Genomic DNA, 16,627 nt, shown 5'->3' on the forward strand with positions numbered 1-16,627 from the left:
TGTCAGCGCGTGGGCTCGGCGGTGACCGCTCTGGTGTGGCATAGGGCCACGGTCGCCGCGCACATCACGACGACACAGACTCCGACGACGACGAGTCCGGGACCGCTGGTGCGCAGGTGCTCGTCGAGAGCGGTGAGGCCGAGGAACGCGGCGGCCAGGGGTTCGGCGATGGTCGCCGCGGGGAGTGAGGCCGACAGCGGTCCGGCCTGGAACGCGCGCTGCTGCAGGTACACGCCGAGCAGGCCCGCGGCCACCAGCGTCCAGGTCTGCCACCCGCCGAGCACCGCGCCGATCCCGTCACCGAACAGGGTGACCACGCGATCGGTGAGTGCGGCCGCCGTCCCGAACAGGGCGCCACCGGCGAGACCGAGAGCGAGCGCCTGTCCCGACCGGCTGCTGATCGTCAGCCCGGCGACGGCCGCGGCCACGACGACGCCGAGCAGAATCGCCAAGGGCACCAACCATTCCCGGAAGGGCGCCGTGTCCTCGCCCGCTGTCGGATCGCCCACGATCAGGAACAGCGCGAGCGCCGCGACGAGGATCAGCGCGGTCGTGGCGGCGCGCGCGGTGATCCGCTGCCCGTTCAGCCGTGCGGACAGCGGCAGCGCGAAGACCAAGGCGCTCACCAGAATCGGTTGCACCACCAGCACCGCGCCGAATGCCAGCGCGAGAACTTGCATCGCGTAACCACCGGTGTCGCCGACGATTCCGGACCACCAGCGTGGGCTGCGGAGCAGGCCGCCGAGCAGGGACGTGCCTTCGGGCACTGCCGCGGCCGCCCGCTGCTGCGCTACGGCGCCCAGCGCGATCAACATGGCCGCGATCAGCGCGTACACGATGGTGGCGATCTCGTGGTTCGTCACGGGCTCAGTGTGCGGGATCCGGCGCTCGTCGGCGCTGATCTACGAATGAGAGTCGCGGGGTTCGGGTACCTGGAAACAGACGCGTGGCCGAACCGTAATCGGTTCGGCCACGCGTTGATTCAGTTTGCCGTGCGGTTGCGGTGCGCGGCGGGGGCGGCCGGACGCGCGGCGCGACGACGAGAATTCGTCGGCGTGTCGCCCGTGCGGGCGTGTCCACCGGAGCGCGTGCGCGGCTCGTGCGCCGGACGCTCGCGGCGCGGTGCGCCACCACGGCCCGCTTCGGCGGCCGGAGCGCCACCGGTGCGCGGACGACGAGTACGCCCGCCGCCGTTCGCCGCGCGGGTGGGCTGCGCGGGGGCGACCGGCGCGGCCAGTGCGATCCCACTGGGCTTGCGGGCGCCGGTGATCTCCACCAGGTTCCGGTCGCCGGGGCGCACGTCGACACCGTCGGTGCGCACGCCCGCCTTGCGGGTCATCGCGGCGACGTCCTTACGCTCCTCGTCGGTGACGAGGGTGACCACGACACCGTCCTCACCGGCGCGCGCGGTGCGGCCGGCGCGGTGCAGGTAGGCCTTGTGCTCGGCGGGCGGGTCGAAGTGCACGACCAGCGAGACACCGTCGATGTGGATTCCGCGCGCGGCGACGTCGGTGGTGACCAGCACCGGCACCGACCCGTCGGCGAAGGCCGCCAGGGTGCGGACGCGGTTGTTCTGGGCCTTGCCGCCGTGCAGCGAGCCCGCGTCGACGCCGGCGCCGCGCAGCTGCTTGGCCAGGCGGTCGGCGCCGTGCTTGGTACGCACGAACATGATGGTCAGACCCTCACGCGCGGCGATCTCGGTGGCCACGGTGCGCTTGATGTTCTTGTCGCGCACGTAGAGCAGGTGGTGGGTCATGGTGCTCACCGAGGCCTCGGCGGGCGCGGTCGAGTGGGTCACCGGGTTGTGCATGTAGCGCTTGACGAGCTTGTCCACGTCACCGTCGAGGGTGGCCGAGAACAGCAGACGCTGACCCTGCTTGGGGGTGCGGTCGAGCAGCCGGGTGACCTGGGGCAGGAAGCCCATGTCGGCCATGTGGTCGGCCTCGTCGAGCGCGGTGATCGTCACGTCCGACAGGTCGGCGGCGCGCTGCTTGATCAGGTCGTCGAGGCGACCGGGGGTCGCGATGAGCAGGTCGACACCGCGGGCGAGGCGGTCGGCCTGACGCTTGATCGGTGCGCCACCGACGACGGAGGCCACGCGCAGGCCCAGCGAGCGGGCGGCCTCTTCGAGGGCCTTTTCGATCTGGGTCGCGAGTTCGCGGGTCGGCACCAGCACGAGGCCGCGCGGGCGACCGGGCTTGGAGGGGGATCCCTGGGCCAGGCGGGTCAGCATCGGCAGGCCGAAGGCGAGGGTCTTGCCCGAGCCGGTCGGGCCGCGACCGAGCACGTCACGCCCGGAGAGGGCGTCGCCGATCGTGGCGGCCTGGATGGGGAAGGGCTTGTCGATGCCCGCGTTGCGCAGGGTCTGCACCAGTTCGACGGGCAGGCCGAGTTCGGCGAAGGTCGGTTCGTTGGGCACGGCAGAGTTGGTCAAGGTGGCCTTTCGTTGGGCTGCGAATCGCGCCGAACGATGATCGGCGCCGATTACCCGAATACGCGCCTCGGCGTGAGCGGGGTGCGGCCCAGCAGGAAGGACCGGTCTCCCAGGATAGGCGTGTTCGGGCTCGGTTGGGTAAACAGGCTGGTCAGCGAAGTGGTTGTGGCAAGGTCTGTGCCGCCGCGAATCGGGCAGCGGTGGTGCGGTCACCGCGCCGCGCGCGCTGGGAGAAGCTGGCGGCGGATCGCCAGGTCAGCCGTGGAAGAGCCGGTTGAGCTCCTGCAGCCATGGCACCGCGACGGCCAGGGTCGGCACGACCAGAATCGCGGCCGAGCCGAGGTAGGCGGCGGTGGCGACTCTCACGTCTCCGGTGGTGCTCGCGAGCCGCTGGATGCGGATCAGGGTGCTCGGTCCGCCCGCGGCGAGTGCCCCCTGCGGTGCGGTGGATTTGGCGCAGGCGATCAGGGCGCGGGCCAGCGGCTTGGGCCCGGTGACCTTCACTGCGGAGTCGTCGGCGAGCAGTTCGATCAGCAGTTTCACCTGGCCGAGCGCGGCCTTGCTGCGGACAACCCGGGGAAAGGCCTCGTGGACGGCGGTGAACGCCTCGAGCACCAGATCGTGGCGTGCGCGCAGGTGTGAGCGTTCGTGGCTCACGATGGCGGTCACCTCGGAGTCGTCGAGGCTGGTCAGCGTGCCTTCGCTGATCACGACCCGCTGGCGAAGGCCGGGCAGGCAGTAGGCGATGGGTTCGGTGGCGGCCAGCACGCGGATGTCGGCGGCGCGACGCACCGGGCCGCCCTGATCGAGCAGGTCGACGAGCATGCGATGACGGGAGCGGCGGCGCCGGGTGTGCACACCGACGCGCACGATCGAGAACATCAGCCGGGCGCCGACCATCAGGGTCAGGGCGAAGACCAGCACATACAGCGTCCACAGCGGCAGACCGAGCGCGTCGATCTCCTGGGTGGGCGAGGTGGTGGGCCTACCGTCGGGGCCGGGGACGAGCAGCAGGCTGGCGATGGCCAGCCCGGATCCGAAGGCGCTGAGCACAGCGGCCAGCGCGATCGCCTGCCACAACACCAGCGCCGCGCGCGGGCTGCGGTGCACCCAGGTAGCGCGACTGAGCAGCGCTGGTACCGGCCCTGCGAGAAGCAAGGCGAGACCAGCAAAGACTGCCGCGGTTGCGTTCATCGACTCTGCTCACTGCGTTGTGGGGCCAGGGGCGCTCACTCCATTGTGAGAGCCGCCAGGGAGTCTAGCCGCTGTTTTCGTCGGATTCGAGCTTGGCGAGTGCTTCGCGCAGCGCATCCGCCTCGTCTTTGCCCACTTGCTCCACGAAGTGCACCAGCGCCGCGGCGCGACTACCTGCGGCGTCGGCCTGTTGCAAGGCGTCGACCATCAGGCTCGCGACCAATTCGTCGCGGCTGTGAACCGGTGCGTATCGATGCGCGCGATCGTCGCGTCGCTGAACCACCAGGTCCTTCTTCGCCAGTCGTTGGAGCACCGTCATCACCGTGGTGTACGCGAGCTCGCGCCGCGCGGCCAGCGCTTCGTGGACCTGCCGCACCGTCAGTGGCTCATCGGCCGACCACAACTGGTCCATGACCGCTTTTTCGAGTTCGCCGAGACCTGCCATCCCACCGATTTTACGGCCTCAACGACAAACATGCGTACTACAGATTGTCGTAACGGGGTGTTTGCTGTGTGTCATTCGTCATACCCGACCGCGCCGTGCACGTGCCGGGTCCCGATCGGGACGATCATCGGCCGCCCCGAGACCGGATCTGTCAAAACGGTGGCCTCGAGCCCGAAGACCTCGGCGAGCAGCTCGGCAGTGACGATGTCGGCCGGTTTGCCCCGCGCCACGATCGCGCCCGCGCGCATCACCACGAGCTCGTCGCTGTAGCGGATGGCGAGGTTGAGATCGTGCAGCACCATCACCACCGTGCGCCCGAACTCGGCGTGCAGCCGGTCGACGAGGTCGAGCACTTCCAGCGAGTGCGCGAGATCGAGGTAGGTGGTCGGCTCGTCGAGGAGCAGGATGTCGGTGCCCTGGGCCAGAGCCATGGAGATCCAGGCGCGCTGGCGCTGGCCGCCGGAGAGCTCGTCGAGGGTCCGGTCGGCCAGGTCGGCGATACCGGTCTGGGCCAGCGCGGCCGCGACCTCGGTCTCGTCGTCGGCCGACCACTGCCGCAACCAGGACTGATGCGGATGACGTCCCCGCGCGACCAGATCGGCGACGGTGAGCCCTTCGGGCGCGACCGGAGTCTGCGGCAGCATGCCGATCACCCTGGCCACGTCCTTGGTCTTCATCGACGAGATGGCCTTGCCGTCGAGTACGACCTGTCCCGCGCTGGGGCGCAGCAGCCTGCCCAGCGATTTCAGCAGGGTCGACTTGCCGCAGCCGTTGGGGCCGATGACCGTGGTGACCACGCCGGGCGCGATGTCGAGGCTGAGCTCGTCGACGATCACCCGCTCGCCGTAGCCGAGGGAGACGGCGTCGGCGGAGAGGCGATGAGCGGGGCTGGTCATGAGAGCGTGGCCTTCCGATTCATGCGGACGAGCAGGTAGAGCAGGAACGGTCCACCGAGCGCGGCGGTGACGATACCGACCGGCAGGTCGACGGGCAGGAGCGCGCGCGAGATGACATCGGCCCCGGCGACCAGTGCGGCACCGGTCAGCGCCGAGGCGATCAGCGGCTCGCCTGCGGTCCGCAGCGCCATTCTCGCGATCTGCGGTGCGGCGAGGGCGACGAATCCGACCGGCCCGACAGCCGCGGTCGCCACCGAGGCCGCCACCACCGACGCGCCGATGAGCAGCGCCTGCTGCGACTGGATCCGCACACCGAGCACCCGGGTCGAGTCCTCGCCGAGGCGCAGCGCGGCCAGCGTGCGCGCCGACACCAGCGACACCACGGTCACCACGGACAGCGCGACGACGGCCGGCACCACTCTCGACATGTCGGCTCCGTTGAGCGAACCGGTGAGCCAGAGCTGGGCACGGGCGGCATCGGTCAGGCTGGCACGGGTGAGCAGCCAGCTGATCACCGACATCAGGACCGCGTTCACGCCGATGCCGATCAGGACGAGCCGGAACCCGGTGACACCACGTTCGCCGCCGCCCCCGCGACCCCACGCCAGGAGATAGATGACGACCGCGGTCAACAGGCCGCCGGTCAGCGCGGCGATCGGGGCTCCGACGGTCGCGACCAGCCCGGTTGTCGCACCACCGCTGCCGACCAGCACCGCGACAGCGCCGACACTGGCGCCGGTGGTGATGCCGAGGACGTCCGGCCCGGCCAGTGGGTTGTGCAGGATCGACTGCATCAGCGCGCCCGACAATCCGAGCGCGGCGCCGACGACCACGGCCGTCAGCGCACGCGGCAAGCGCGATTCGATGATGATGAAGCGCTGGGATCTGGTACCGCCGCCGCCGAGCACGTCGAGTACGCGTCCCAGGGGGATATGGGTATCGCCGACGGCGATGTCCAGGCAGAACAGTGCGAACACCGCGACCGCCAGTGCCACGACGACGCCGAACACGACCGGCCGCAGCACCAGCGACACCGGCCCGACCCGCAGCGCGGGACGCACCCGGCGCAGCTCGGTCACTGCGCGATCCGCTCGGTCGGCGTTCGGGGGTTCGGCGGCAACCTGGTCGGCGGCTTTGCCCATCTCGACTCCACTCACAGCGCCACCAACTTCTTCCGACGCACCAACGCGATGAAGAACGGCGCGCCGATCGCGGCCAACATCACCCCGACCTGGAGTTCACCGGGGCGGGCGATCACCCGCCCGGCGGTGTCGGCGACGAGCAGCAGCAACCCGCCGAGTAGCCCGGAGTAGGGGATCAGCCACTTGTTGTCCGGTCCGGTGATGGTCCGGGCCATGTGCGGAACCACCAGGCCCAGAAACGCGATCGGCCCGATCGCCGCGGTCGCCCCGCCGCTGAGCAGCACCACTGCGAGCAGGCCGAAGGCCCGCGCCCGGGTGACGTCGACGCCGAGTCCGCGGGCGACATCGTCACCGAGGCTCAGCAGATTCAGGCTGGGGGCCGCGGCCATGGCCATGCCGACGCCGACCACCAGGAACGGCAGAACCTGCCAGAACACTTCCGCTTCGCGCCCGGCCACGTTGCCGACCACCCAGAACCGATAGGTGTCGAGCGCCGCGTTGTCGAGCACGATGATCGCGTTGGTCATCGCCTGGAGGAAGGCGGTGACCGCGGCGCCGGCCAGGATCAGGCTCAACGGACTCGCCTTGCCCCCACCGATCGAGGAGACCCCGAACACGATCACCCCCGCGATCGCCGACCCGGCGAAGGCGAACCAGATGTACTGCGCGGGCGCGGTGAACCCGAACAGGAAGATGCTCAGCGCGGCCAGAAAGCCCGCGCCCGCATTCAGTCCTAACAATCCGGCATCAGCGAGCGGATTCCGGGTATACCCCTGGATGAGCGCGCCCGCGACGCCCAACGCCACTCCGGCGACCAGGGCCAATGCGGTGCGCGGCAGACGCAGCTCACGCACGATTTCCTCGGCGGTGGAGCGGGCCGGGCATCGGAACGGGCCGCCGTCGCAGCCGAAAGCGTGTGTGACGGCGTCGAACACCGTGGTGGGTGTGAGCGAGCGGGTGCCGATGGCAATGCTCGCCACCACCGCCACGGTGAGCAAGACAACGAGCAGCAGAAGCCCGGTCAGACGACGACGTCTGACGGTGCCAGGGTGGATCACGGCGACGAACTTCTCCTGCCTCGAAACCGGACACGACTTGTGAAGTCTGGTAAGCCTAACCTATGTTCCGAGACATCATCGTCACGGGAACCAACGTTCGAGGAGGTTCGATGTCCGAGCCCGTCACCACCGCCACTTCCCGCACCACCGCCGCGTTCGACCGTGCCTGTGCCAGGTTGCAAGCGCTGCAACCCGAGCATCCGCGCGTGTATGCCGTCGCGGCGATGAGCGGGCAGGGCAAACGGCGATGGTGGCATGTGCCCAACGGGCTGTCCGAGGGCCGCGTCGAGCTGATGTACCGGCGTCACGCCGCGGAGATGATCAACGACGAGATCGCCGCCGAAGTAGTGGCCACCGCGCTCATCCACGCCGTGGCGGGCCGCGTCACGGCACTGTTCGTGATGGACGCGCAGGCATGGGATCCCGGCCGCGACAACCTGTGGATCCACCACGACAACGACGGCGGCATCGACTGGGCAGGCTTGTCCGACACCACGATTCGCGTCGTCGACTGCGATTCCGAGCCGGGTGCGGTCGCCTTCCCCTGCGAAGCCGCCATGGCGGTCTGGCTCGCCCAGCGCTGCGCGTCGTCGCTGATCCCGCTCCAATCGGTCCTCACTCGCTGCTCCGGTCTGCCCGCTCGCCGGTTCTGGACCCTCGTGGGCGAATCCATCATCGGCGCGGCGACCTACGTCCCCGATCTGGCACGCGCCGATGTCTCCGCGGGCGCGCGCCGTGGCCAGCTCCTGCTCGGCGCCTTCGAGGAACGCGGCCTCCCGGTGCGCCGCAGCAGCTGCCTGCAGCGCTAGCCAGATCTGGACGGTTGATCACCAGGATCTCATGCCGGTATCCGCCGCGCGAATTCGGTGATCGCGTATGCGGGCTCGGTCGGGCGGCCGCCGCTCACGCGCTGGTAGGCGCCACTTTCCCGAGGGCGTGCAGGGCGGCGGCAAGTGTGCGGAACGAGGCGAGAATCAACTCGCCGTAATGCTCCGGGTCCGGCATCATCGTGGCGTTCGTCGTGACCGCGATGACGATCTCGTCACCCTGCGAGGTGATCAGGTGACGCAGGCCGTCGCCGTCGAGGATGGGCAGTGACCCGACCGCGCGGCGAACCGGCCTGCCGCAGAAGACCAGCGTGTCGGTCACCGGCGGCACATTGCTGATCGTGGTGTTGCACAACGGCACTGTCGCCGTGTCGTCGAAACGCCTTTGCGCCCTTGCCCATCCGGCGGCGCGCAGCAGGAGCGCGGGTGCGGTCTGCACCCGCCGGTCGGTGCGTTGCACCACCGGGTCGGCGGTGCGCTGTTTGGCGCGGCTCGCCGACCGCTGAATCGCGGTCAGCCGCTCGATCGGGTCGACGATGTCGGTGTGCAGGTCGACGATCATCTGGCTGAGCTGATTCGCCGAATCCCATTCGGCGACACCGCGCATCGACATCGGCACCATGGCGGCCAGCGCGCCGTCGGGCGTTTCGTCGTGTTCGGCGAGGTAGGCGGCCAGTGCGCCGGAGATCGCGGTGAGCATCAGGTCGTTGATCGTGACCCGGTGGGGCGCCGCGGTTTTGGCGGCGAGTACCTCCGGCATCGGAATCGGTGACAGGTGAAAGGTGAGCTCCGCGTGGATGTCCCGGTTGAACCGGGTGGCCGGGCGCTCGGCGACGGGATCGTGGACGGTACCCGCATCGATCAGGGCCCGCAGCTCGTCCTGCGCCTTCCGCGCCCGGCGCAGACCGGCGACGAAGCGCACCGGCGCCGCCGCGAGCGCGCCCGCGGTGCGCACGGCGGTGGTCAGCGGCCGCGCCTCGTCGAGCTGGATCGCGGGCGCGGGTTCCGTGCCGAACAGCCGCCCCTCGAGTGCCCGGGTCGCCACGCCGTCGCCGGCGCTGTGGTGGAACTTCAGCGCCACGACGGTGGTCGTGCCCGGCATCGCCGGTACGCCGTCGACCCGGTCCAGTACATGGATCTCCCACGGTGGTCGTGTCAGATCCATCCGGGCGGAGGTGATCTCGGCGATCCGTGCGCGGGCGTCGTCCCACGAAGCCGCGACCTCCAGGCTGACGTGGTCGCGCACCGACAGGGTCGGGTCGGGCTCCCAGTACGGCAGGTCGAGGTCCATCGGGACGCGCCGCAAGCGCCGGTGGAACAGTTCCGCGTGCCCGATCCTCGCGCGCGCCCAGTCCAGTACCTGCTCGATCGTCAGCGGGGCGTGGCCCGACGCGTCGGCGAAGTAGACCGCGACGATGTTCGACAGGTGCCGGTCGGTTTCGTCGTAGACGAACACCGCGTCGCGCGGACTCAGTCGCCGGGAGCCCACCCGGAGTTCGGCGCTCATATGCCCAGTGCTGTCGCCATCATCGGCCAGGAGGCGTGCAGGTCGTCCTCCCAGTAGCCCCACGAGTGGGTACCGGTCGGTCGGATGTTGTAGGTGATATTCGTGCGGCCGAGTTCTCGGGTGCGCTGCGCCAGATTCGCGGTGCAATACGCCGTCGCGGCTTCGATGCCACCGCCGACGAGCATTTGATTCGTGAGAATCGAAGTCGGATTCTTTCCGTTGATGTGTACGCGCGGATTCGACAACGTGTCGTGTGGTCCCGGCAATCCGGTGCCCGCCGAGATATAGATCGGGATATTCGGCAAACGATGGGCTTGCACGTAGGGATCGTGCTCGCGCCAGGCGGCGTCGGTCTCGGGACCCCACATGTTCTCGGTGTTGCCGCCGCCCATCCGCACGACGAGGGAGACGAAGGCGCGGCCGATCGGATCGCTGGTCATCGCGCACCCGCTGTACGCGGAGACGCTGCGGTACAGGTCGGGCGCCTGGATCGCGAGATCGAGGACCGAGGTTCCCGCCATCGAGATACCGGCGAGGGAGTTGACGCCGTTGGTGCCGAAGGCGGCGTCGATCACGGGCGGCAGCTCCCGGGTGAGGAACGTCGTCCACATGTTGTTGCCGTTGTTCTCGAGGTTCTTCGCCAGGCCGGCGTCGGGTCGCTGCCAGTCGGTGTAATAGCTGAACGCGCCTTCCATCGGGATGACGACGTTGACGTGTTTGTCCGCGAAGAACCCACCGGCATCGGTCTGACCGGGCCAGTTGGCCGAATCCTCGCCGCCGCCCGCGCCGTTCAGCAGATACAGCGTCGGTGCCGGGGTCGAAGTGTCGACCGGCCGGAGCACCCGCAGGGCGATCGTGCGATCCATGGCGGGGGAGTAGACGCTGATGTCGGCGACCTGGCCGGACTGCGTCTGGCTCATCAGGCGCGCGCCGGGCGCGGCCGAAGCCTGCGCGCGGTCGACGAACAGGGGCGTCGAGGCCACAGCCAGGACGCAGACGGCCGACATGATCGCGCGGAGCATTTCGTTCTTCATGGTGTTGCGAGCCTGCTGACTTCTCGGGGCGGAAGCGGGGCCGGCCACACCGTGGCCGACCCCGTACCGCGCTGAACTACCTGCGCTGGATCTACTTGCCCGGGGTGGGCGTGCCACCGCTCACGCTGATCAGCGCCTGGATGAAGGGCAGAGCCGCGTCGCTGAGGCTGCCGGCGCCGGTCTGCATCAGTTCGTAGAGGGAACCCATGTCTAACTCCTGGTGATGAGGTGGATCAGGCTCGGTGAACGAGCCGAAGTGCCGATGCGGCCCGGGTTTACGGGAAGAAGGCTTCTACCGAACCCAGGAAGGCGGCGAGCAGGCCGTCGCCTTCGGCCGCGGAACCCAGTCCGGCGATCGCGGCCATCATGATCTCGGTCAATGAACCCATCGTGAATCTCCTTGCTCGGGTGAAAGGTCTGATCACAGCCGGATAAACCGCTGCGATGATGTCGGGAATCGACGGCGATTGCCCGCTCGGTGGCTATGCGCCGCCGAGGGGCGTGCCGCCACTCAGGCTGATCAGGGCGTCGACGAACGGCAGCGCGCCGTTGCCGAGGCTGGCCATGCCCGTCGCGAACAATTCGTAAAAGGATCCCACGTGTTACTCCTGAATATGGGGAAATTCAGCATCTGGGCTGAATCGACGATGCCGACGGGTGGTCGGGGTTACGGGAAGAACGCTTCCACCGAGCCCAGGAAAGTTCCGAGCAGGAGGTCGCCCGAGTTCGCGGACGCCATTCCGCCCAGGACGCCGAGTAGCAGCTCATCGAATGAGCCCATGGTGTATCTCCTTGCGCTGTTGTCCAGCCCCCGGAACTGGGGTGGTCCCTTGGTTCGGGTGGCTCTCACCATCGGTAACTGATGTGATGCCGGTAACGTAGCGCCGTCGTAGATGTGTGGCAAGGCAATGTTTCACTCACCGTGAATCGTTCATTTTTTTCATTCCTGATGGAAACTGCTCAGCGGTTGCCGTCACTGTCGGCCGGACTGCGTGTGACCTGTAGTTACCGCGACTGTCTGGCACAGTAAACCAGGATTCCACCGCGAACGTCCTCGTTCGCCGCAAGTGCGTCAAGGGGGATTGATGCCGATGCTGGGTAGTCTGATCAGCGGCTGCTCTGTGAGGCTGGGTGAGTGGAGGCTGTGGCTTGCGGCGTGAGGTTCTTCGATGAGGGGTTCTGGCCGCATCGGGCGAAACGGCCGTAGCTTCGTAGCTGCCTGTTGTCGAGTGGTTCGCCCCGGTACTGGATGTCCGGCGATCGCACCGACGTCGGCAATCCTCTTTTTTCCGAGACGGACCTGGCGTGAATCATGTCGATCAGCTATTGAAATGACGCGTTGACACCTGGCGTGGGTGGTAGGTAGGAATGGGTCGGGGGCGGACCGTCAACGGCCCGCCCCCGACTGTGTCGCCGTGTGTTACTTACCCGGCGTCGGCGTCCCGCCGCTGACCGTGATCAGCGCCTGAATGAAAGGCAGGACGGCGTCGCTCAAGCTGCCTGCGCCGGTCGCCATCAATTCGTACAGGGATCCCATTGTGTCTTCTCCTCGGGTGATGAAGTAATTATCGTTGGTCGGGCGGCGCGTTTACGGGAAGAAGGCCTCGACCGAGCCGAGGAAGGCTGCGAGAAGGCCGTCGCCCTCGACCATGGAACCCAGTCCCGCAATTGCGGCCATCATTATTTCCGTCAGCGAACCCATGGTGAATCTCCTTGCATGATCGGTAAGCATTCCGCCGGAAAATGGTCGTACCGTCGGTCGGAATGTGGATCACAATCAGATCTCTGTTGTGATGGGGGTAACGTAGCTCCGCTCATTTCCTACGGCAAGGAAATCGTCCGATTCGTGCAATTCGGGCAGAGATCCTTCCTGATGGAAGTGCCGGTGGGTATTGGTACCTGTCACGAAGGATCGAGCCGTGACCTGTACGGACGTCCAATCCCGTCAGATCCGACGATGAACGGCCACGTTCGCCGCCGGATCTGTCAATCCCCCTGGAGTTTGCCCCGCCAGAGACGTGCCGGAATTCCGCTGACCAGATCTTGTCGCCGCAGCACCTGGATGCGCCACGGCGTGAGGCGAAGTACCTGGAAGGCCCGGTCGTCGGCGCCCTGCCAGAACTGTCCGGGGTCGTAGCCGGCACCGGGTGGACTGCCGTGCCGATACAGATCCCACACGTGTGCGCGCTCGCCGGGATCATCGGTCCATTCGGCGACCGCGTCGACGGCGACGGTGTTCTGTGCCGGGCTCCAATAGGAAAACGTCACATGCGGATTTCCCGCGATATGGGCGGCCTTCACCGGCGTGCGGTAGGTTCCGAGCCAGCCGGCCGGGTGGTCGGAATCGGTTTCCCACACCGGAATCAGGACGCGCGACCGTGGGCGTCCCTTGGCGTCGACGGTGGTCATGGTCGCGTAGTTGACGGCGCCGACGATGGCGTCGAAGTCGGGCTTGATATCGGCGAACGTGTGCACGTGGGCGCGGGTGCGGTTGCTCACTGCTGATCCTCCACGCGTGCGCCGGCGCGGCGGCCGACGGTGGTGAGGACGAGGTCGGTGGTGCCGCCGTCGAGGAAGCCGTCACGCCCGTCGGTGGCGAGGTAGCGGCGGACGTGGTCGGTCACCGGGAGATCGGAGCTGTCGGTCACGGTGTGAGTCATGGATTCACCGTGCCCGGGTGGGCTTCGGACGGACTCAGGGTCTACTCGAGGCGGTCGGGCGATCGAGGTCGGTCGACGGTGTCCGCAGTGGGCTCAGGGCCGGTTCGGGACTTCCGCGAGGTGCAGGGTCGAGGGTTCGGCTCGCTCACCCTCGGCGAGGTTGTCGGCGAACCGGTTCGCTCCGATGTCGGCGAGGATGCGCGCCTCGATGCGGTCGACGTCGCCGCGTTCGGCCTCGGGCAACGGGGCGCCGGTGGACCGGCGCAGTGCGTCGGCGGCACCGAGTAGCCGCGCGGCGTGGGCCGAGAATCCGGCGAGCGACCGCGCTCCGGCCAGGCCTTCCAGCGCGAGTGCGTGGGCACGGGGGTCGCCGGTGCGCAGGGCGCAGCCGAGTCCACGCAGGTGCTGCCGTTCGGCTTCGCCGGCGTCATCGGCGAGTTCGGCGGTGAAGCCCAGTTCGGCGAGGATCAGGGCGGCACCGAAATGCGACCCCGCCCGCAGATGCCAGTCCAGCCAGGTGCCGAGGTACTCGCGCGCCGCCGCCAGGTCGCCGCGGCGGCGCGCGACGAGACCGAGCCCGAGTACCGCGGATTCTTCCCCGACGAGGTGTCCCTGGTCGACTGCCACCCGACGGGCCCGTTCGTGCAGTTCGGCGCTGCGGTCGAGCTCACCGCGTAGCAGTGCGATCCGGCCGAGCGAGGTGAGCCGCTCGCCGACTTCGGTCCACAGACCGAGTTCCTCGGCGGTGGCCAGCGCGCCCCGGTGGTGGTCACGGGCGGCGTCGAGGTCGCCGGTCACCTCGGCGTGGCTGCCGAGCAGGAATCCGGCGAGGGCCTGGCCCCAGCGATCGCCCACCTTCGCGAACAGATCCCGGCTCCGCTGGGCGTGCGCGCTCAGGCCGATCAGGTCGCCGCGGGCGAAGGCGTCGCGCGCCAGCGACACCGAGGCCGCCGCGACGCCCCAGTCATCGGCGTTGTCGGCGAAGGCGTTTCGCAGGTCGGCCGCGTCGTCCATGCCCTGGTGGGCGGCGAATCCGGAGTAGACGTGCGCGAGGTACCAGCGGGCACGCAGTTCGGCGGGTGTGGGTCGCTCGGCGAGGGCGGGCAGAGCATCGACCGTACGGCCGGCGCCGATCTCGAGAGCGCCGCGCCACAACAGGGCAACCCGGCGTGCGGCGGGCGCGGTCTCGCCGGATACCGCGACAGCGATGTCGAGTGACCGGATGCCCTCGGCGAGTCGTCCCCGCATCACCCAGTACCAGGCGAGGGCGTTGACCAACCGCAGCGCGTCCTCGGATCTGCCTGCGGCACGGGCGGTCTCGAGTGCCCGTCGCAGGTCGGCCGACTCGGCATCGAGCCGGGACAGCCAGCGGCGCTGGTCACCGGTGCGTAGGTGCTGGTCGGCCAGTTCGGCGAACGCGAGGTAGTAGGCGAGATGGCGCAGCCGGGTGTCGGGTTCCTCGCCGCTGTCGCGCAATCGGTCCGCACCGTAGGCGGCGACCGACTTCAGCAGCCGGTAACGCGGGCGGGTATCGGTGGCGGGGGTGATGATCAGGGAGCGGTCGACCAAACGGGCCAGCAACTCCGCGACCTCGGCGCCCGCGATGTCGCCACCGGCGCAGACGGCCTCGGCCGATTCCAGCGTGCCGCCGTCGGCGTGGGCCGAAAGCCGCCGCAGCACAGCACGTTCGGGCTCGTCGAGCAGTTCCCAGCTCCAGTCGATCACCGCACGCAGGGTGCGCTGGCGATCGGGTGCGTCCCGATAGCCGGACGACAGCAGCGTGAAACGGTCCTCGATCCGTTCGGCGAGCACGTGCACCCCGAGCGCGCGGACTCGCGTCGCCGCCAGTTCCAGTGCCAGTGGCAGGCCGTCGAGATGGGTGACGATCGTCGCGATCGCCGCCGCATTGTCGTCGGTGACAGCGAAGCCGGGCGCGCTCGAGCGGGCCCGTTCGACGAAAAGCTGTGCGGCAGGCGAGGTTTCCACCTCGCTCGACCCCGGTCCGGCGGCGGGTGCGGTGGGCAGGGCCAGCGGTGCCACCGGCCGGATGTGCTCGCCCGCGATATTCAGTGGCACCTGACTGGTTACCAGCACCCGCAGCTCCGGTGCGGCGGCGAGCAGCCGTGACACCACCGTGGCGGCCGCGTCGGCGACGTGCTCGCCGTTGTCCAGCACCAGCATCACCTGCTTGGCCCGCACCGCCTCGGCGAGATGGTCGAGCTGAGAGCCGTTGCCGGGCACCGGGAACGGGCTCGAACCGGCCGAATCGTCACGGACATCGAAGGCGCCCGCCACGACTTCGATGACCGTCGTCAGCGCGCTGTCGGTGTCGGTGCCCAGGCACAGTCCGGCGAGCTCGACGAACAGCACGCCGTCGCGCGCCGGATGCGCGGCCGCGGTGGCCAGTGCCAGGCGGGTTTTGCCGACACCGCCCGGCCCGGTGAGCGTCACCAGCCGTTCGGCGCCGATCAGCGTCTCGACCGCGGCGAGATCGTCCGCGCGCCCGATCAGGGAGGTGGGCGGGACGGGCAGGTTCCGGCGCGGTGTCACCGGTGCCGCGGGCGCGGGCCGCGCGGGCGCACCGAGAGCCGGATCCTGTTCCAGCACAGCACGATGCAATGCGGTGAGCTCGGGACTGGGATCGAGGCCGAGCTCTTCGGCGAGGTGTTCGCGCAGCCGACGGTAGGTTTCCAGGGCTTCGCCGTGCCGTCCCGACCGGTACAGCGCCAGCATGTGGGCCGAGCGTAACCGTTCCCGCAGCGGATGGAGCGCGGTGAGTTCACCGAGTTCGTCGGCGACCTGATCGTGTTCGCCGAGCGTGATCCGGGTCTGCGCGAGTTCCTCGACAGCGGTGAGCCGCTGTTCCTCCAGCCGCAGCACCGGGATCCGCGCGAACTCGTGATCGGCGAGGTCGGCCAGGACCTCGCCCCGCCACAACGCCAGGGCTTCGGCGAGAAGCGTTGCCCGAGCGGCGGTGTCGTCGGTGGCGCGCGCCCGGTGGAGCAATCGCTGGAACACCTGGGAGTCCACCGAGCCGTCGGCGACCTCGAGCAGGTAGCCGGGGGAGCGCGACACCAGCAGCTCGCGCCCGCCCACCTCGGCGTCGCCGAGAACCCGGCGCAACTGTGAGGCTCGCGTCTGCAACGAACCAGCGGGGTTGGCGGGCAGGGCCGTATCCCACAGATGCTCGACGAGCCGGTCGGTGGGCACGATCCGGCCCGGTTCGACCAGCAGTGCGCCGAGCAGAACCCGCACCTTGAGCTCTGGAACCCGGACGGATTGTCCCCCGTCGGTCCAGACCGCCAACGGACCGAGCACTCCGAAACGCATGTCACCCACCCTAAACGGCCCGTTCGCCGGCCCGACGGCGCACGGCGGGCGGCGCTGCGCCTCGGCCATCGCGCCGGACAACCGCTCGAGGTCGTCTGGA

Annotated in this window: 13 protein-coding genes; 1 reads left to right on the top strand and 12 read right to left on the bottom strand. The window is 69.0% G+C overall.

The window, feature by feature from the left end; translation table 11 throughout:
• Positions 1 to 2: 2 nt before the first annotated feature.
• From ACFTS5_RS04040 to ACFTS5_RS04070, 7 genes are all read right to left on the bottom strand, one after another.
• Positions 3 to 863 carry a DMT family transporter gene (locus ACFTS5_RS04040; protein WP_378627214.1) on the bottom strand — a complete coding sequence of 287 codons (861 nt, stop codon included), beginning with the start codon at positions 861 to 863 and terminating at the stop codon, positions 3 to 5.
• A gap of 119 nt (positions 864 to 982) precedes the next feature.
• The gene (locus ACFTS5_RS04045; protein WP_378627216.1) at positions 983 to 2,434 is read right to left on the bottom strand and encodes a DEAD/DEAH box helicase; all 1,452 of its coding nucleotides are present in this window, start codon (positions 2,432 to 2,434) and stop codon (positions 983 to 985) included.
• 255 nt (positions 2,435 to 2,689) lie between these two features.
• Entirely contained in the window at positions 2,690 to 3,628 is a 939-nt protein-coding gene (locus tag ACFTS5_RS04050; protein WP_378627217.1) for a M56 family metallopeptidase, read from the bottom strand.
• Between the two features lie 64 nt (positions 3,629 to 3,692).
• Positions 3,693 to 4,082 carry a BlaI/MecI/CopY family transcriptional regulator gene (locus ACFTS5_RS04055; RefSeq protein ID WP_279537543.1) on the bottom strand — a complete coding sequence of 130 codons (390 nt, stop codon included), beginning with the start codon at positions 4,080 to 4,082 and terminating at the stop codon, positions 3,693 to 3,695.
• 62 nt (positions 4,083 to 4,144) lie between these two features.
• The gene (locus tag ACFTS5_RS04060; protein ID WP_378627219.1) at positions 4,145 to 4,969 is read right to left on the bottom strand and encodes an ABC transporter ATP-binding protein; all 825 of its coding nucleotides are present in this window, start codon (positions 4,967 to 4,969) and stop codon (positions 4,145 to 4,147) included.
• Positions 4,966 to 6,126, bottom strand: a complete 1,161-nt coding sequence (locus ACFTS5_RS04065) for a FecCD family ABC transporter permease (protein ID WP_378627220.1) — start codon at positions 6,124 to 6,126, stop codon at positions 4,966 to 4,968. The genes ACFTS5_RS04060 and ACFTS5_RS04065 overlap by 4 nt, the downstream gene beginning before the upstream one ends.
• Positions 6,123 to 7,169, bottom strand: a complete 1,047-nt coding sequence (locus ACFTS5_RS04070; protein ID WP_378627222.1) for a FecCD family ABC transporter permease — start codon at positions 7,167 to 7,169, stop codon at positions 6,123 to 6,125. Before ACFTS5_RS04070 ends, ACFTS5_RS04065 begins: the two co-directional genes overlap by 4 nt.
• 110 nt (positions 7,170 to 7,279) lie before the next feature.
• Here ACFTS5_RS04070 and ACFTS5_RS04075 point away from each other — a divergent pair, with 110 nt between their 5' ends.
• On the top strand, positions 7,280 to 7,978 hold the full coding sequence (locus tag ACFTS5_RS04075; protein WP_378627223.1) for a hypothetical protein: 699 nt from the start codon (positions 7,280 to 7,282) through the stop codon (positions 7,976 to 7,978).
• Positions 7,979 to 8,072: 94 nt separating this feature from the next.
• Here ACFTS5_RS04075 and ACFTS5_RS04080 read toward each other — a convergent pair whose 3' ends face one another.
• The 5 genes from ACFTS5_RS04080 to ACFTS5_RS04100 all read right to left on the bottom strand — a co-directional run bounded on the left by ACFTS5_RS04080 (position 8,073) and on the right by ACFTS5_RS04100 (position 16,527).
• Positions 8,073 to 9,503, bottom strand: coding sequence for a wax ester/triacylglycerol synthase family O-acyltransferase (locus ACFTS5_RS04080; protein WP_378627224.1), 1,431 nt, complete (start codon positions 9,501 to 9,503; stop codon positions 8,073 to 8,075).
• The gene (locus ACFTS5_RS04085) at positions 9,500 to 10,537 is read right to left on the bottom strand and encodes an alpha/beta hydrolase (RefSeq protein ID WP_378627226.1); all 1,038 of its coding nucleotides are present in this window, start codon (positions 10,535 to 10,537) and stop codon (positions 9,500 to 9,502) included. The genes ACFTS5_RS04080 and ACFTS5_RS04085 overlap by 4 nt, the downstream gene beginning before the upstream one ends.
• Positions 10,538 to 12,523: 1,986 nt before the next feature.
• On the bottom strand, positions 12,524 to 13,036 hold the full coding sequence (locus ACFTS5_RS04090) for a pyridoxamine 5'-phosphate oxidase family protein (RefSeq protein WP_378627227.1): 513 nt from the start codon (positions 13,034 to 13,036) through the stop codon (positions 12,524 to 12,526).
• The gene (locus tag ACFTS5_RS04095; protein ID WP_378627228.1) at positions 13,033 to 13,197 is read right to left on the bottom strand and encodes a hypothetical protein; all 165 of its coding nucleotides are present in this window, start codon (positions 13,195 to 13,197) and stop codon (positions 13,033 to 13,035) included. The genes ACFTS5_RS04090 and ACFTS5_RS04095 overlap by 4 nt, the downstream gene beginning before the upstream one ends.
• A 93-nt stretch (positions 13,198 to 13,290) precedes the next feature.
• The gene (locus ACFTS5_RS04100; protein WP_378627229.1) at positions 13,291 to 16,527 is read right to left on the bottom strand and encodes a BTAD domain-containing putative transcriptional regulator; all 3,237 of its coding nucleotides are present in this window, start codon (positions 16,525 to 16,527) and stop codon (positions 13,291 to 13,293) included.
• Positions 16,528 to 16,627 lie beyond the last annotated feature (100 nt).

The sequence above is a fragment of the Nocardia sp. NPDC056952 genome, from assembly GCF_042674185.1.
Classification (GTDB): Bacteria; Actinomycetota; Actinomycetes; order Mycobacteriales; family Mycobacteriaceae; genus Nocardia.